We start from the raw sequence: 15,121 nt of genomic DNA on the forward strand, positions 1-15,121 counted from the left end.
GAGTAACCACCATGGATTATCGAAATCTGCAGTCGACTCGCAACAACGATCCTTACCACGTGCTGATCGTGGACGATGATCCCGCGCACCGCGCTTTGGAACGGGAAATCCTTGCCTCATCCAAGTACGCGGTCTGCGAGGCCAGTTCCGGCCGGGAAGCACTGGACGCCCTGCGCTCCCGAAGCTTCGATGCCGTGCTGCTCGACAAACGAATGCCAGGCATGGATGGTGATGAAGTCTGTCGCCATATCCGGGGGGAATTGGGTTTGGGCATGTTGCCCATACTGATGGTCACCGGGTTTGGCGATATCGACAGTCTCACGCTCAGCCTGTCGGCTGGCGCCAGTGACTTTGTTCGCAAACCCTGCCAACCCAGCGAACTACTGGCCCGACTGGATGCGGCGGTGATCCACAAGCGATTGACCGACCAGCTCGACAGTGCCGAATCCATGCTTTTCGCGCTGGCCAGAATGGTGGAGGCCAAGGATGGCAACACAGGCGACCACTGCTCCCGCCTGTCACACAACGGCGTCGTGTTGGGAAAAGCGCTGGGGCTGGGCCCCGACGAGTTGATGTCGCTACGGCGCGGGGGCGTGCTGCATGACATCGGCAAACTGGGCATTCCCGACAGCATTCTGCTCAAACCGGGAAAGCTGACGGATGAAGAGTGGGGCATCATGCGTCAGCACGTGGATATTGGCGCACGACTCGTCGGCGGACTGAAAAGCATGCGCCTGACCTTGCCCATCATTCGCCATCATCATGAGCGATGGGACGGGAGCGGCTACCCCGATGGCTTGCGCGGTGAAGAAATTCCGCTCCTGGCACGGGTGTTTCAGATGGTGGATATCTACGACGCCTTGGCCCACGCGCGTCCCTACAAACAGGCCATGGCACGCCAGCAGGTTATTGAGGTACTTGAGGCTGAGGTCGCGCGTGGCTGGCGTGATCCGGAGTTGACGGCCATGTTTCTCGGGATCGTCAAAACCCATCCTGAAGACCTCAACGTCTCCCCCTCTTCGCATGAAGATCTTGGATTGAGCCTCTTCGGTGAGATTCGCAGCACTGGCGCGCTGGATTGGGACCACAGGCCATCCCAATGAACGCGGTGAAACCCAACCAGGAGAGCGCGGCGGGTGATCGCAACCTGTGGCGTGAGCAGGTCATTCTTGTTGTCATCTTTGCAGCTCTGGCGCTGGTGGCCAGGATGCAGCCGCTGCTGCAGAGCGTGCACATCCCGCTGGAACACTACCTGCCAATCCATACCCTATTGGAGTTCGCTTCAGTAGTGGCCGCATTCCTTGTTTTTGCGACCGTATGGCATACGCCAGCAAAAGAGGCGTCGGCTTCTCTGTTGCTGATTGCGGCGGCCCTGTTTGCGTCCGGCTGGCTTGATTTTGCCCACGCCATGTCCTTCAAGGGAATGCCTGACCTGATCACACCAGCCTCTGTTGAAAAAGGCATCGCATTCTGGCTGGTCGCCCGGCTGGTTGTGGCGCTAACCCTGTTGGGTGTCAGTTTATATCCTCAGCTCAAGCCCACATCAGGGTGGGGGCGCTATGGCATTCTTGCCGGCTATACCCTCGTCAATTCAGTCGTTATCTGGGCCGTTGTTTTTCATGAAGCCGACCTGCCGAGGACTTACATCGAAAGCGACGGACTGACTCCATTTAAAGGCGGCTTCGAATTGCTCATCACAGGATTGCTGGCTCTTGCTGCCTGGCGCTACTGTCGCCTGGAACGTCGTTCAAACAGTCAGGTTTTGCCCTTGCTCTTCGCTGCCGCTTCGATTGCGGCACTGAGTGGACTCTTCTTTGTCGACTACAACGAAGTCAATGACCTGCAGAGTCTTATTGGCCATCTCTACAAGTTCGTGAGCTATGCCCTGATCTATCAGGCCATGTTTGTTGTCAGCATTCACAAGCCATATCAGCGACTGGCCGCTCAGACGCAAATTGCCCTGATAGCAAATGAGCGCTCGCGCACCCAGTCACTGGCCCTGGAGTCAACCGCCACCCCAGTTCTCGTGACCGACCTCCAGGGCATGGTGCACTGGAGGAACCGGGCCTCTCGCAGGATGATCGTTGGTCCAACTTCGGAACTCGAAAACGGTGGTTGCCTTTTTTCTGCGCCCATCACACCCGATCCGGAGATGGCCGAGAACCTGCGCGCGACCGTCGAGGCCGGCAAAATCTGGCGAGGCTATGTACACGTCAAGGACACACTGGGCAACAAGCTCATCATGGACCGAATCGTGACGCCGCTACGCAATGAAGAAGGCGTGATTGAAGGCTATGTCTCCGTTGGAGAGAACGTGACAGAAAGCACAAGAGCTCAGTTGCGTCACAAGCGTGTGCTCGATACCGCCACGGATGGTTTCTGGATCACCGACATGCATGGCCGTTTGCTGGAAGTCAATGATGCCTATGCAAGGATGTCCGGCTATGCGGTTGAAGAGCTATTGGGCATGAACATCAACCAGCTTGCAGCTGTTGATTTCGCCGACGAGATCCAGGTGCGCATGACAACCATCGTTCAACAAGGGCAGAGTCAATTTGAATCGCGCCATCGGCACAAAAACGGACATGAGTTCCCGGTTGATATTGCCGCAACCTACGACAGTGAGTCAGAGAATTTCTTTGTGTTCTTGCACGATCGCTCCTATCGAGTCCAAGCCGCTGTAGCCAGGCAAGATCTGGAACGGCAATTGCAGCAGTCCCAGAAAATGCAGGCGCTGGGGCAACTGACTGGCGGCATTGCACACGACTTCAACAACATCCTGGCTGCCATTCTGGGGTACTCGAATCTGGCGCTGGACCGGTTTGCGCCGGACAAGAAGAGCAAGCTGGCACTCTACCTGCGTGAGGTGGTGACGGCCAGTGAACGAGCGCGTGACCTGATTGCCAAGATGCTCACTTCCACCCGTACCCAAGCCAACGCCAGTGCCGGTGTTATTTTTCCCGCGCTGGTGATCAAAGAGGTGGTGGCCATGATGCGGCCGTCAATACCCGCCAGTATTCAATTCAAGACTTACATCAACGACGACCTGCCCGTTTGCATGGACGCCGGTGAGTTGAATCAGGTACTGGTCAATCTGATCATTAATGCGCGTGATGCCATCACGGGGCACGGCATGATCGACATCGGTTTGCATCGCGTCGACGTCCATGACCGGATTTGTGCAATCAGCCTGCAGCGACTGTCGGGCACCTATCTTGCCCTTGAAGTCTCTGACAACGGGAGCGGCATCGCACCAGAACACCTGGCACGCCTGTTCGAGCCATTCTTCACCACGAAAGACATTGGCAAAGGAACGGGCCTGGGCTTGTCCATGGTGCAGGGTATTTTGGGGCGGGCCCGTGGCCATGTCGTGGTGGAATCCCAGCCCGGTCGGGGAAGCCGGTTCCAGCTGCTTTTTCCCATTGCCTTGCCGCCCGAAGCATCGTCTGATGTGCACCTGAGTCAGCAGAAGGCCCAATCGGGCGGGGGTCAGCAGATTTGGGTGGTTGACGATGAATCTGCCGTGGCGCGCTTTTTGGGGGAACTGCTCGAAGAGGCGGACTACCGCGTCAGGCTGTTCAATGACCCCACTGACGCGTTGACCGCCTTCGAAGCGGCGCCAAACGACGTTGATCTGCTCCTTACGGATCAAACCATGCCCGGTTTGAGCGGTCTTGCGCTGGCACTGCGCCTGCACAGTCTGCGACCCAATCTGCCGATCATTCTGTGCACAGGATACAGCGATGGCCTTGATGCGGTCGAAGCGCGTCGGCATGGGATTCGCCGCTACTTCAGCAAGCCAGTGTCATCGGATGAGTTGCTGAAGGCTTTGGCAGAGGAACTGGCGCGGGCCAAGTCTTGACACATTTCGAAGAAAAATCAGTTTTATCGCTCTTTATTATTTAAACGATAAATACGATCAAATCGCTTGACACGCTTCTTTCGATTGGATATCCTTGAATACTAGGAATATCTTCAACCAAACGACAGCACAGCGATCATGATTCAGTCACTTGCACCCGATAGGGACGCCACCCCGGCACAGGCCGCCGCCTCCCGCGAAGCGGCTATTGCCGCCATCACCGAGTTTTTGGCCTTCAAGCTGGGAGACGAGGAGTACGGCATCGACATCCTGCGCGTACAGGAAATTCGATCCTATGAAGAGCCCACACGTTTCGCGAACACCCCGGCCTTTATCAAGGGCGTGATCAATCTGCGCGGGGTGATCGTGCCCATCATCGACATGCGGATCAAGTTCAACCTCGCGGAAGTCACCTACGACACATTCACCGTCGTGATCGTTCTCACCATTGGCAAACAGGTGGTCGGCATGGTGGTCGACGGTGTCTCCGACGTGATCACCCTCACCCCGGAACAGCTGCGCCCGGTGCCCGAGTTTTCCTCGACCATCGGCAGCGACCACCTGCTGGCCATCGGCTCGGTCGCAGATCGCATGCTGATTTTGCTGGATATCGAAAAACTCATGAGCAGTTCCGAGATGGGCCTGGTGGCGCAAGTAGTTCAATAAGCCGCATCGACAAGAGGAAATATTATGAAATTTAGCAACATGAAGGTCGCCGCTCGCTTGGGGTTCGGTTTTTTTCTGGTCATTCTCGCCGGGCTGGTTGTGGCTGCATATGGTCGCCTGCAATTGGGCGCCATCGACGCGCAAGTGACAAATTTGGTCGAAGACCGCATGACCAAGGTCGAGCTTCTTAATCAGGTAAAAGATAACCTGAACCTAGTCGCCCGCGCCGTGCGCAACATTGCACTGCTCTCCGGTACCGAGGGCATGGCCGCGGAAACGCAGCGCATCACGGAAGCACGAGCCAAGAACTCCGAACTACTCAAGAAGCTCGAAGGGTCGATCACGTCTGAGAAAGGGCTCGACCTGCTGAGCAAGATCGCCGAGATTCGCGGCCCCTACGGCGCAAGCATCGACAAGGCGGTAGCGCTGGGCCTGGCTAACAAGAACGAAGAAGCACGCGACGTACTGATCAAGGAAAACCGACCTGTGCAGGCAGCCTACTTCAATGTGCTGGGTGAACTGGTCGACCTACAAAAAAGCGCGATGCATGACACGGCCAAAGAAGTGCAGCGCATTGCATCGACTACTGGTTTCTTGATGCTCAGCATTGCCGGTGCTGCGGCAATGATTGGCGCGCTTATCGCTTGGGCTTTGACCCGTTCCATCACGCGACAGCTCGGCGGTGAGCCGGACTATGCGTCCAACGTGGCCCGCGAAATTGCAGCCGGGAACTTGGCTGTTCAGGTCCATGTTGCCCCTGGCGACACCACCAGCTTGCTTGCTGCGATGAAAGCCATGCGTGACAGTCTGTCCAAGGTCGTCGCCACCGTGCGGCAGGGCTCCGAGAGCGTGTCTACCGCCTCCTCGGAAATCGCCCAGGGCAATCACGACCTGAGCGCGCGCACCGAGCAACAGGCCAGCGCCCTGGAACAAACCGCTGCCTCGATGGAAGAACTCAGCTCCACCGTCAAGCAAAACGCCGACAACGCCCGCCAGGCGAACCAGTTGTCCATGAGTGCCAGCACTGTCGCGGTCAAAGGCGGTGCCGTGGTGGCCCAGGTGGTGGACACCATGAAGGGCATCAACGACTCTTCCAAGAAGATCTCCGACATCATCAGCGTCATCGACGGCATTGCCTTCCAGACCAACATCCTGGCCCTGAATGCCGCTGTGGAAGCCGCCCGCGCCGGCGAGCAGGGCCGTGGCTTTGCGGTGGTGGCCTCCGAGGTGCGCAGCCTGGCCGGGCGTTCGGCCGATGCCGCCAAAGAGATCAAGAGCCTGATCAACGCCAGCGTGGAGCGGGTGGAGCAAGGCACCTTGCTGGTCGATCAGGCCGGGGTGACCATGGCCGAGGTCGTGAGCGCCATCAAGCATGTGACCGACCTCATGGGCGAGATCAGCGCCGCCAGCAACGAACAAAGCCAGGGCGTGTCCCAAGTGGGTGAAGCCGTAGTACAGATGGACCAGGTGACGCAGCAAAACGCCGCGCTGGTGGAAGAGATGGCCGCCGCTGCCAGCAGTCTGCAATCGCAGGCGCAAGACCTGGTCGGGACGGTGTCGGTGTTCACGCTGGCGCATGATGGCGCCGGCCTTGGGGCCCACCCGATACCGGTTGCACGGGCCCCTGCGAAACTGGGCAGCGTCAGTGCGCCGAAAGTCGGCAACCGCACCAAACCTGCTCCCGCCAAAGCGCAGGCACGAACAGCGCTGCCAACCCCTGCCACCACGCAGACCGCCAAGGCCGATGGTGATGGCTGGGATAGCTTCTAAGCCATTTCTTCACCCCAACCCGCTCACACGGTCTCAGCAGCGCTCAGCCGTCGATCTGGTGGGACATCGAGCAACGCATCACCGCAAGCGCGCTGGCTTTGCTCGCGCACAGTACCAATTGTTTTGAGTAAATCCATGAACAACCTGAAAATTTCCACCCGCCTGATCATGCTGATCGGCATTCTGTCCGTGTTGCTGATTGCCATCGGCAGCCTGGGCCTGTTTGGCATCAGCCAGTCCAACGCGGCCCTGCAGGCGGTGTACGAAGACCGTACCGTGCCCATGGGCCAGATTTCCGAAGTCCAGGAACACCTGCTGCGCAACCGGCTGGTCATTGCCGGCGCCTTGCTTAACCCGACCCCCGAGGAAATCACAAAGGCCGTCGCTGAGGTCGAGGCCAACGCCACAGAGATCACCAAGACATGGGCTGCCTACATGGCGACCAAGCTGACACCGGAGGAAGAGAAGATCGCGAAGACCTTCACCGAGGCACGCACCAAATTTGTCGCGGAGGGGATTCAGCCGGCAGCCGCAGCGCTGCGGACCAACGATCTGGACGGCGCCAAGCGTGTCGTATTTGAGAAAATTCGCCCGCTGTGGGCTCCGGTCCGCGACAGCATCGCCGCCCTGATGCAGCTGCAAACCAGCGAAGCAAAGAAGGAATACGAGGCCGCAGCAAGCCGTTACACGACGATCCGCATCGCTGCGATCGCTTCCATCGTTGCCGGCGTGCTGTTTGCGTTCCTGTTCGGCATGGCGCTGGTGCGCGGCATCTCCCGCTCGCTGGCCCACGCCGTCGACGTCTCCAACGCCATCTCCCAAGGTGACCTGAACCAGACCATTCAAGCGCAAGGCAAAGACGAAGTGGCGCAACTTCTCAAGGCGCTGGCGGCAATGCAGCAGAACCTGGCCAAGGTCGTCTCGACTGTGCGCATAGGTTCAGAGAGCGTGTCTACCGCCTCCTCGGAAATCGCCCAAGGCAATCACGACCTCAGTGCCCGTACCGAGCAACAGGCCAGCGCACTGGAAGAAACCGCCGCCTCGATGGAAGAACTCAGCTCCACCGTCAAGCAGAACGCCGACAACGCCAAGCAGGCGAATCAGCTGGCGCAAAGCGCCTCTACGGTCGCCATCAAGGGCGGTGAAGTGGTGGCCCAGGTGGTGGACACCATGAAGGGCATCAATGATTCTTCCCGCAAGATCTCCGACATCATCAGCGTCATCGACGGTATCGCGTTCCAGACCAACATCCTGGCGCTCAACGCCGCCGTGGAAGCAGCCCGTGCCGGCGAGCAGGGCCGTGGCTTTGCGGTCGTGGCATCTGAAGTCAGGAGCCTGGCTGGCCGCTCGGCCGATGCCGCCAAGGAAATCAAATCTTTGATCAACGCCAGCGTCGAGCGCGTGGAACATGGTACGACGCTGGTGGACCAAGCCGGCGCCACCATGACTGAAGTGGTGAGCAGTATTCGCCGCGTGACCGACATCATGGGTGAGATCAGTGCGGCCAGCAGCGAGCAAAGTGCCGGGGTGTCCCAGGTGGGTGAAGCCGTCGTCCAGATGGATCAGGTCATCCAGCAAAATGCCGCACTGGTGGAAGAGATGGCGGCCGCTGCCAGCAGTTTGAAATCGCAGGCGCAAGACCTGGTCGGCACCGTGGCGGTGTTCAAGCTGGCGCATGATCAAGGCAGCCATGGCGCCCATAGTGCATCACCGCAGGCCAACAACAGCCGCTCCCTTTCGGCCACACCATCCCCCAGGAAGCTGGGCAGCACCACAGCGCCAAAACTCGGCGGCACCGCCAAGCCGCCGGCCCCGGCAGCCAGCGCCCGAAAAGCGCTGCCATCCGCAGCTGTCGCGCGGGCCGCCAATGCTGGCGGCGATGACTGGGAAAGCTTCTGAGCCAATTCTTGATGGGCCCGTGGATGCGGGCTCTTCATGCATTGCGTCCTGGTCATCCACCAGGTCATTGACCGCACGCCGATCCTGGCGGCTATCGACAGGCTGATCAACATCCTGGCGCTCAGCGCTGCCGTGGAGGCGGCTCGCGGCAGCCGCCTCCGGCCCCAGGTTGCAGGCACAGGATCCGGTGCAGACCGCAAGTGTGTTCAAGCTTGCCTGACAACAACACCACACAAAACAACATTCAAGGAAACCATGAGTAAGCAGTCAACCTCCGCACCCGTCGACTACGCTGGCATTCGCTGGAATGAACAGCCAAACGACAGTCCGGCGAAATCGGGGGTGTATCAGACCAGGAACGACAGAAACGAGACCTGGTTCAAATATTTTGATGCCAACTACTCCCTGTGGTACATGAGCTGGGCCGAGTTGAAGAACAACATGACGCGTGACACGGCCAGGATCAGCCATTCTGATCTGCCAAGGCACGTGGTGACCTGGGCGCCCTGTTCAAAAAATGGCGTGAATGCGCATGCAGTAGAGCGGATCAGGCGGAGGTCATCAGCAGCTTGAAAACCGCAACGGCGTGGCTCTCGCCTCCGGGATCCTTTCTGCCGACTTTCGTACTTCCATTTTCATTACTGGTCTTATGCGCACCAATCTCCCCATTACGCAACGCGAACACCCCTTCCCCGCGGGCCAGACAGTCGTTTCCACCACCGACCTGAAAGGCCGGATCACCCACTGCAACGAGGTCTTCGTCGAACTGAGCGGGTTTACGAAGGAAGAACTGCTGGGCCAGCCCCACAACCTGGTGCGCCATCCGGATGTGCCCGAGGAGGCGTTTCGCGACATGTGGGACACGCTGGCGCAGGGCATGCCCTGGACCGGGCTGGTGAAGAATCGCCGCAAGGACGGCGACCATTACTGGGTAGTTGCCAACGTCACGCCGGTGATGGATGCCGACCGACCCGTCGCCTACCTGTCAGTGCGCACCGAGCCCAGCCGGGAACAGATTCAGGCGGCCGAGGCCTTGTACACGACGATGCGTGCGGAGAAGCAGGCCGGTGAACTGGTGCACCGTTTGCACCACGGCGCCCTGCACAAACACAGTCTGGACGGGCGCGTCGGCCGGGCGCTGCATCCAGGTGTCAATGCCCGGATCACACTGCTGGCCCTGCTGATGAGTGGCGCCGGCATGGCTGCCGGCATTTTGAGCGCGGGGGGCCTGTCGGCGTTGTCGGGCGTTTCTCTTGTCGGTGCCATTACGGTGGCACTGGGCGCGAGCCTGCTGGGTGCCTGGCGCCTGCGTGCCATGACGACCCAGCCGCTGGGGCGCCTGCGCGATTTTGCCAATCGCATGGCAGCGTGCGACCTGACCATCGGCCTTGACACCCAGCATGGCGGCGTGATGGGTGGCCTGGAGCGGGCACTGAACCAGCTCAACGTGAACATGCGTTCTGTGGTCAGCGATGCCCGCACCGAGGTGGTTCGTATGGGCGATGCGACGGGCAGTATTGCAGCAGGGAGCCATGATTTGTCAGCGCGCACCGATGCGCAGGCCGCCAGCCTGGAGCAGACTGCTGCCTCCATCGAGCAGATCACCGGCAATGTGCAGCAGACCGCTGACGCGGCCCGCCAGGCTGCGCAACTCGCGGTGCAGGCGGCGCAGGTGACCGAGCGCAGCAGCCAGGCAGTGCAGGCGGTCACGCAAACCATGCAGGCCATTAACGAGTCGTCCAGCCGCATTGGTGAAATCATTCAGGTGATTGACGGCATTGCCTTTCAAACCAACATCCTGGCGCTCAATGCCGCCGTAGAGGCGGCCCGCGCCGGTGAACAGGGGCGCGGCTTTGCCGTGGTGGCCAGTGAGGTGCGCAGTCTGGCCGGTCGCTCGGCCGCCGCCGCCAGGGAAATCAAGCAACTCATCGACGATTCGACCGCCAAGGTGGAGGCCGGTACCCGTCAGACCGACAATGCACGCGCCTCCATGGAAGAGTCGGTGGGCACGGCGCGGCAGGTGAGTGCGCTCATTGCGGAAATTCATACGGCGGCCACCGAGCAAAGCGGCGGCATTTCGCAGATCAATGAAGCGCTGGCGCATCTTGATTCCATGACACAGCAAAACTCCACACTCGTGCATGAGCTGGCCCAATCATCAATGACTCTCGATCTTCAGTCCCGGTCCGTGGCCGACTCCATGCGCGTGTTTCGCCTGAGCCGCGCTGATGCTGTGAACCGGCCAGATGCCGTGGCGTTGCGGCGGGAGATGAAGCTGCAGTATCCCGCCGTGACCCCTGCCACCCCTGGCATGTCGAAAAAGCTACTGCGCCTGGATGCCAGGCCGGTACGGCACAGTACAAACAGGGCGTTTCAGAGCCGACTAGGAATTAAATAGGGCTCTAGCCCTCATGGATATTGCCTAAGCAGCTATTTATTCAATAGCATGGAGGCTCAATGTGCAGCATCAATGAACGCTGCCACCCGCTCCAGCTGGTCGGGCACGTTGAGTGCCGGGGCGTGACCGCAGCCGCTGATCTCCACCACCTGCGTCAAGCCGGCAGCGCCTGGGCCGCGGTGCAGCATCGCGTCGGTCGTCTCACGCAGCACCAGATCGGAGTCGGCACCGCGCAAGCACAGTACGGGAACGGTGATCGCGTCGTAATGGTCCCAGATCAGATAGTCGTCCGGGTGGCTGATGAACTGCTGCACCATGGCCGGGTCGTAGTGCGGCGTCACACGGCCATCCGGCAATCGGCGCGTGGAAGTCTCGGTCAAACGCCGCCACTGCGCATCACTCAACCAGCCATAAGGTTTGTAGACCTGGCGGAAGAAGGCTTCGAGCTCCAGCACCGTATCAAAGGCCGGAGGGTTGCCCGCATAGGCACGAATGCGGCCGATGGCGGCCTCTGCCAGCTGCGGTGCGTTGTCGTTCAGGGTCAGGCTCTGGATGCGTTGTTGCATGCGGGGCTGCAAAAGTCCCGACGCGCACACGGTGCCAATGGCGCCGCCCATGGACGTGCCCACCCAATGCGCTTTTTCTATCCTGAGTTGATCAAACAATTCAAGCGCGATCTGCGCATAGAACGACAGACAGTACTCTTGCGCCGGCAGCGGACTCCATTGACTCAAACCGCGTCCGATGGTGTCGGGACAGATCACCCGGTAGCGCTCGCTCAGGTGCCCGGCCAGCTCGTCCATGTCGCGCCCGGTGCGCGCCAGGCCGTGCCACGCAATGACCGTGCGTTCATGATGCGCGCCCCACTCGGTGTAGTGGATCTCGCGCCCGGCACAGGTCACGTAGTTCGAAGAACATGGCGAACTCAGGCTCATGACCGGCCTCCTGCGGCAGCGCTGGCACGCAAACGCCCCACCACACCCGTGGGGAAGTAATACACCGACAGCACAAACAGCACGCCCAGCCAGAGCAGCCAGCGGTCCGGTGACAACAGCGCAGACAGCCAGGGCAGGCCGGATGCCGCCTCACTGCCCAGCCGCAACAAATCCTGCAGGTAGCTTTGCGCCACCAGGAACAGTGCCGCGCCGATGGCTGCGCCGTAAATGGTGCCCATACCGCCGATCACCACAATCAGCAGCACATCCATCATGATCTCGAATGACAGTGAGGTATCGGGACCGTTGTAGCGCAACCAGAGTGCCAGCATGGCCCCGGCCAGACAGGCAAACAAGGCCGACAAGATGCTGGATGTGGTGCGGTAGACCACGACGCGGTAACCAATCGCCTCGGCGCGAAACTCGTTTTCACGAATTGCCTGCAACACGCGACCAAACGGCGAGTTCACGATGCGCAGCAGGGCCAGCAACAGCAGCAGCGCCGCCGCGAACAGCAGGTAATAGCACAGCAGTCGTCCATCCAGCATGACACCCAGAAAGGGCTCTTCCATGAATTCATAACTGGGGGACAAGACCTCCGGCACTTTGAAACTCAGGCCATCTTCACCACCCGTGATATCGGACAACTGCGACGCCAGCGTCAAAAATGCCGAGGCCACCGCCAGCGTGATCATGGCAAAAAAGATGGCGCGCACCCGCAGCGAGAACAGGCCCACCAGCAGGGCCAGCACAAACGACAGCGCCAGCGAGCACAGCACCCCCACGGCCAGCGCTTGCCAGGTCGGCCCCATGCGCGTGGTGGCGACCGCGATGCCATAGGCGCCAATGCCAAAGAACATGGTGTGGGCAAAACTGACGATGCCGGTGTAACCCAGCAACAAATCAAAACTGGCCACTAGCACAATGAACACCAGCACCTTGGCCGCCACATTGAGCGCCTTGACCCCCGGAAAAATAAAGGGGGCGCCGGCCAGTGCAATGAGCAGGACAACCAGCAAGACCGCCAGCACACGGCTGCGCGGGTAATCGTTGGACAGCAATCTTGTCAACATGATCAGTCCTTCCTATCGGTTCGCGACCGGGTAGACACCCTGCGGTCGCCACAGCAGAATCGCCACCATCAGCGCGATGTTGGAGAACAGGGCAACCTTGGGCAGCAAGAAGCCGGTGTAGTTCGCCATGAGGCCCACCAGCAGGGCGCCAATCAGGGCGCCCCCGGTCGAGCCCAGGCCGCCGATGATGATCACGATGAAGATCAGCACGTTGACCTGCGCGCCCATTTGCGGCGTGACGCTTTGCTGGTACAGCCCCCACATGACGCCGCCCAGGCCGGCCAGCGCACTGCCCACCACAAAGACCCCGATGAAGAGCCGCCTGATGCGGTAGCCCAGAGACTCCACCATCTCGCGGTCCTGCACACCGGCGCGAATGAGCAAACCAATCTTGGTGCGGCTCAGCGTCCAGGCCAGCAGCCCAAACACCGCCAGCCCGACCACCACTGCCAGCAGCCGGTATTTTTCGATTGCCGCATCGCCCAGCAGAACCGAGCCGCGCAAGGCCTCGGGCAGGGGCAGGGCAATCTGTGTCGGACCCCAGATCACCTTGATGAGTTCTTCGCCAATGATCATGCCGCCCATGGTGATCAGGATCTGCTTCAAGTGCTGGCCATACACCGGCCGCACAATGAAACGCTCAAACGCCAGCCCGACAGCGCCCGCCACCAGCATGGCCACCAGCATGGCCGGGAAGACGGCCAGCAGGTTGCGCCACAGATCCTGCGAGCCGGTCCAGTCGCCCATCAAACCCAATACCGTGGTGGCGACGAAGGCACCCAGCGCGATGAACACGCCGTGACCGAAATTCAGCACATCCATCAGGCCAAACACCAGGGTCAGGCCAGAGGCAATGATGAAGATGATCATGCCCATGGCCAGGCCCGCCACCGTGAGCGTGAGCCAGGTGGAAGGTGAACCAATGAAGGGCAGCACCAGCAAAGCCAGCGCAGGCACCAGTACCAGCGGTTTCCAGTCGAGGTCGATCTTGTTCATATTGCCAACCCCAGCAGCGACTGCTGCAGTTCTTCGTCTTCGGCCAGTTCCTGCATGGCGCCCGCGTGCACCACGCGGCCGTTGTCCATCACCGCCACCCGGTCGCCCAGGCGCTTGGCGAAATTGATGTTCTGCTCCACCAGCAAGATCGTGGTGCCCGTCGCCTTGAGCTGGGCAAAGGCGTCGATCATGTTGTTGATGATGGCCGGCGCCAGGCCCTTGCTGGGCTCGTCCACAATCAGCAGTTCGCGCGGCTCCACAATGGCGCGCGCCACTGCCAGCATCTGCTTTTGTCCGCCCGAGAGCTTGCCGGCCGGGTGATTCCAGAATTTCTCCACCGCAGGAAACAGGGAAAAAATCCACTTGAGGCGCGCCTCGTCCATCTGGCTGACGCGCTTGGCGCTTCTGGCCGCGAGCAACATGTTTTCCTTGACGGTAAGGTCAGAAAAAATGCCCATGTTCTCGGGCACGTAGGCGATATTGCGCGCCGCGATCTCCGGTGTGCTGCTGGCTGTGATGTCAGCGTTGGCAAACGTCACGCTGCCCTGGCTTGCATGCCACAAGCCCATGATGGTGCGCAGCGTGGTGGTCTTGCCCGCGCCGTTGCGTCCCAGCAGCATGGTGAGCTGGCCCCGCGGCACCAACAAGTCCACGCCATGCAGGATGTGGTACGCGCCAATATGGGTGTGCACCCCCTCCAGCTTGAGAAGTATGTCGCTCATACGCCCTCCCCCGCCCCGGCCTGGGCTAACGGGGCGATCGGTGCCACCCCCAGATAAGCCTCCTGCACCACCGGCGAGGCAATCACTTCCGCCGGTTGACCATCGGCCACCAGCGCGCCGTTGTGCAGCACGATGATGCGGTCGGCCAGCTCGCGCACCACGTCCATCTTGTGTTCCACCAGCAGGATGGTCTTGGTCTTGTCGCTTTTCAGCGCACGAATCAGGTTGAGAATGACCGGCGCTTCATCGTGGCTCATGCCCGCGGTGGGTTCGTCGAACATGTAGACCAGCGGGTCCAGCGCCATCAGCAGGGCCACTTCGAGCTTGCGCTGGTCGCCGTGGGGCAAGTTGGCCACCAGCATGTGCTGTTTGTCGTTCATGGCCACGGCCTCAAGAACCTCCTCGGCGAGCTGGGTCAGGGCCTTGTGGTCACTCCAGATGCTCCACAGATTGAGCCCGCGCAAATGTGCGCCGGAGCGCGCCGCCTGCACGGCGAGGCGCACGTTCTCCAGCACCGACAGATTGGGGAACAGATTGGTCAGCTGAAACGCACGCCCCAACCCGGCGCGGGTTCTGCTGGACGGACTCATGCCCGCCAGGCTGTTGCCATTGAGCAGCACTTCACCCGCCGTGGCCTTGATCTGGCCCGAAATCAGATTGAAATAGGTGGTCTTGCCTGCCCCATTGGGGCCGACGATGGCGGTCAGCGTGCCGGGCCGGAAAGCGCAGCTGACAGCATTCACCGCCACGTGCCCGCCAAAGCTGACCGTGAGTTGTTTGGTTTCAAGCATGGGAGTCCT

General features: G+C 60.4%; 12 protein-coding genes. 7 read left to right on the forward strand and 5 right to left on the reverse strand.

The features are described 5' to 3' along the window. Window positions 1-11: 11 nt before the first annotated feature. From Q7T10_RS02560 to Q7T10_RS02590, 7 genes are all read left to right on the forward strand, one after another. Window positions 12-1,103: an HD-GYP domain-containing protein gene (locus Q7T10_RS02560; RefSeq protein ID WP_304745560.1), complete on the forward strand. Its 1,092-nt coding sequence runs from the start codon at window positions 12-14 to the stop codon at window positions 1,101-1,103. Further along, on the forward strand, window positions 1,100-3,862 hold the full coding sequence (locus Q7T10_RS02565; RefSeq protein WP_304745562.1) for an MASE3 domain-containing protein: 2,763 nt from the start codon (window positions 1,100-1,102) through the stop codon (window positions 3,860-3,862). The genes Q7T10_RS02560 and Q7T10_RS02565 overlap by 4 nt, the downstream gene beginning before the upstream one ends. A 138-nt stretch (window positions 3,863-4,000) precedes the next feature. Then, window positions 4,001-4,528, forward strand: coding sequence for a chemotaxis protein CheW (locus Q7T10_RS02570; RefSeq protein WP_304745564.1), 528 nt, complete (start codon window positions 4,001-4,003; stop codon window positions 4,526-4,528). A gap of 24 nt (window positions 4,529-4,552) precedes the next feature. After that, window positions 4,553-6,298 (forward strand): methyl-accepting chemotaxis protein, encoded by a 1,746-nt coding sequence (locus tag Q7T10_RS02575; RefSeq protein WP_304745566.1) that lies wholly within the window; start codon window positions 4,553-4,555, stop codon window positions 6,296-6,298. Between the two features lie 135 nt (window positions 6,299-6,433). Beyond that, on the forward strand, window positions 6,434-8,197 hold the full coding sequence (locus Q7T10_RS02580) for a methyl-accepting chemotaxis protein (protein WP_304745568.1): 1,764 nt from the start codon (window positions 6,434-6,436) through the stop codon (window positions 8,195-8,197). Window positions 8,198-8,233: 36 nt separating this feature from the next. After that, window positions 8,234-8,770: a hypothetical protein gene (locus tag Q7T10_RS02585; RefSeq protein WP_304745571.1), complete on the forward strand. Its 537-nt coding sequence runs from the start codon at window positions 8,234-8,236 to the stop codon at window positions 8,768-8,770. A 76-nt stretch (window positions 8,771-8,846) separates the two neighbouring features. Next, window positions 8,847-10,595, forward strand: a complete 1,749-nt coding sequence (locus Q7T10_RS02590) for a PAS domain-containing methyl-accepting chemotaxis protein (protein WP_304745573.1) — start codon at window positions 8,847-8,849, stop codon at window positions 10,593-10,595. 56 nt (window positions 10,596-10,651) lie between these two features. On the opposite strand, the gene Q7T10_RS02595 is transcribed toward Q7T10_RS02590, so the two are convergent. The 5 genes from Q7T10_RS02595 to Q7T10_RS02615 are packed head-to-tail and all read right to left on the reverse strand — an operon-like array spanning window position 10,652 to window position 15,112. Continuing rightward, window positions 10,652-11,530, reverse strand: a complete 879-nt coding sequence (locus tag Q7T10_RS02595; RefSeq protein ID WP_304745575.1) for an alpha/beta fold hydrolase — start codon at window positions 11,528-11,530, stop codon at window positions 10,652-10,654. Continuing rightward, window positions 11,527-12,603 carry a branched-chain amino acid ABC transporter permease gene (locus Q7T10_RS02600; RefSeq protein WP_304745577.1) on the reverse strand — a complete coding sequence of 359 codons (1,077 nt, stop codon included), beginning with the start codon at window positions 12,601-12,603 and terminating at the stop codon, window positions 11,527-11,529. The genes Q7T10_RS02595 and Q7T10_RS02600 overlap by 4 nt, the downstream gene beginning before the upstream one ends. 12 nt (window positions 12,604-12,615) lie before the next feature. After that, window positions 12,616-13,599 (reverse strand): branched-chain amino acid ABC transporter permease, encoded by a 984-nt coding sequence (locus Q7T10_RS02605; protein ID WP_304745579.1) that lies wholly within the window; start codon window positions 13,597-13,599, stop codon window positions 12,616-12,618. Further along, on the reverse strand, window positions 13,596-14,321 hold the full coding sequence (locus Q7T10_RS02610) for an ABC transporter ATP-binding protein (protein ID WP_304745581.1): 726 nt from the start codon (window positions 14,319-14,321) through the stop codon (window positions 13,596-13,598). Before Q7T10_RS02610 ends, Q7T10_RS02605 begins: the two co-directional genes overlap by 4 nt. Next, a complete protein-coding gene (locus tag Q7T10_RS02615; RefSeq protein ID WP_304745583.1) occupies window positions 14,318-15,112 on the reverse strand; it encodes an ABC transporter ATP-binding protein in 795 nt (264 codons plus the stop codon). The genes Q7T10_RS02610 and Q7T10_RS02615 overlap by 4 nt, the downstream gene beginning before the upstream one ends. Window positions 15,113-15,121 lie beyond the last annotated feature (9 nt).

The sequence above is a fragment of the Rhodoferax sp. genome (assembly GCF_030646845.1).
Taxonomy (GTDB): Bacteria; Pseudomonadota; Gammaproteobacteria; order Burkholderiales; family Burkholderiaceae_C; genus Rhodoferax.

Coding starts and splice junctions, on each gene's coding strand:
- Q7T10_RS02560 (WP_304745560.1), top strand. CDS start 12: ATGGATTATCGAAATCTGCAGTCGACTCGCAACAACGATCCTTACCAC.
- Q7T10_RS02565 (WP_304745562.1), top strand. CDS start 1,100: ATGAACGCGGTGAAACCCAACCAGGAGAGCGCGGCGGGTGATCGCAAC.
- Q7T10_RS02570 (WP_304745564.1), top strand. CDS start 4,001: ATGATTCAGTCACTTGCACCCGATAGGGACGCCACCCCGGCACAGGCC.
- Q7T10_RS02575 (WP_304745566.1), top strand. CDS start 4,553: ATGAAATTTAGCAACATGAAGGTCGCCGCTCGCTTGGGGTTCGGTTTT.
- Q7T10_RS02580 (WP_304745568.1), top strand. CDS start 6,434: ATGAACAACCTGAAAATTTCCACCCGCCTGATCATGCTGATCGGCATT.
- Q7T10_RS02585 (WP_304745571.1), top strand. CDS start 8,234: ATGCATTGCGTCCTGGTCATCCACCAGGTCATTGACCGCACGCCGATC.
- Q7T10_RS02590 (WP_304745573.1), top strand. CDS start 8,847: ATGCGCACCAATCTCCCCATTACGCAACGCGAACACCCCTTCCCCGCG.
- Q7T10_RS02595 (WP_304745575.1), bottom strand. CDS start 11,530: ATGAGCCTGAGTTCGCCATGTTCTTCGAACTACGTGACCTGTGCCGGG.
- Q7T10_RS02600 (WP_304745577.1), bottom strand. CDS start 12,603: ATGTTGACAAGATTGCTGTCCAACGATTACCCGCGCAGCCGTGTGCTG.
- Q7T10_RS02605 (WP_304745579.1), bottom strand. CDS start 13,599: ATGAACAAGATCGACCTCGACTGGAAACCGCTGGTACTGGTGCCTGCG.
- Q7T10_RS02610 (WP_304745581.1), bottom strand. CDS start 14,321: ATGAGCGACATACTTCTCAAGCTGGAGGGGGTGCACACCCATATTGGC.
- Q7T10_RS02615 (WP_304745583.1), bottom strand. CDS start 15,112: ATGCTTGAAACCAAACAACTCACGGTCAGCTTTGGCGGGCACGTGGCG.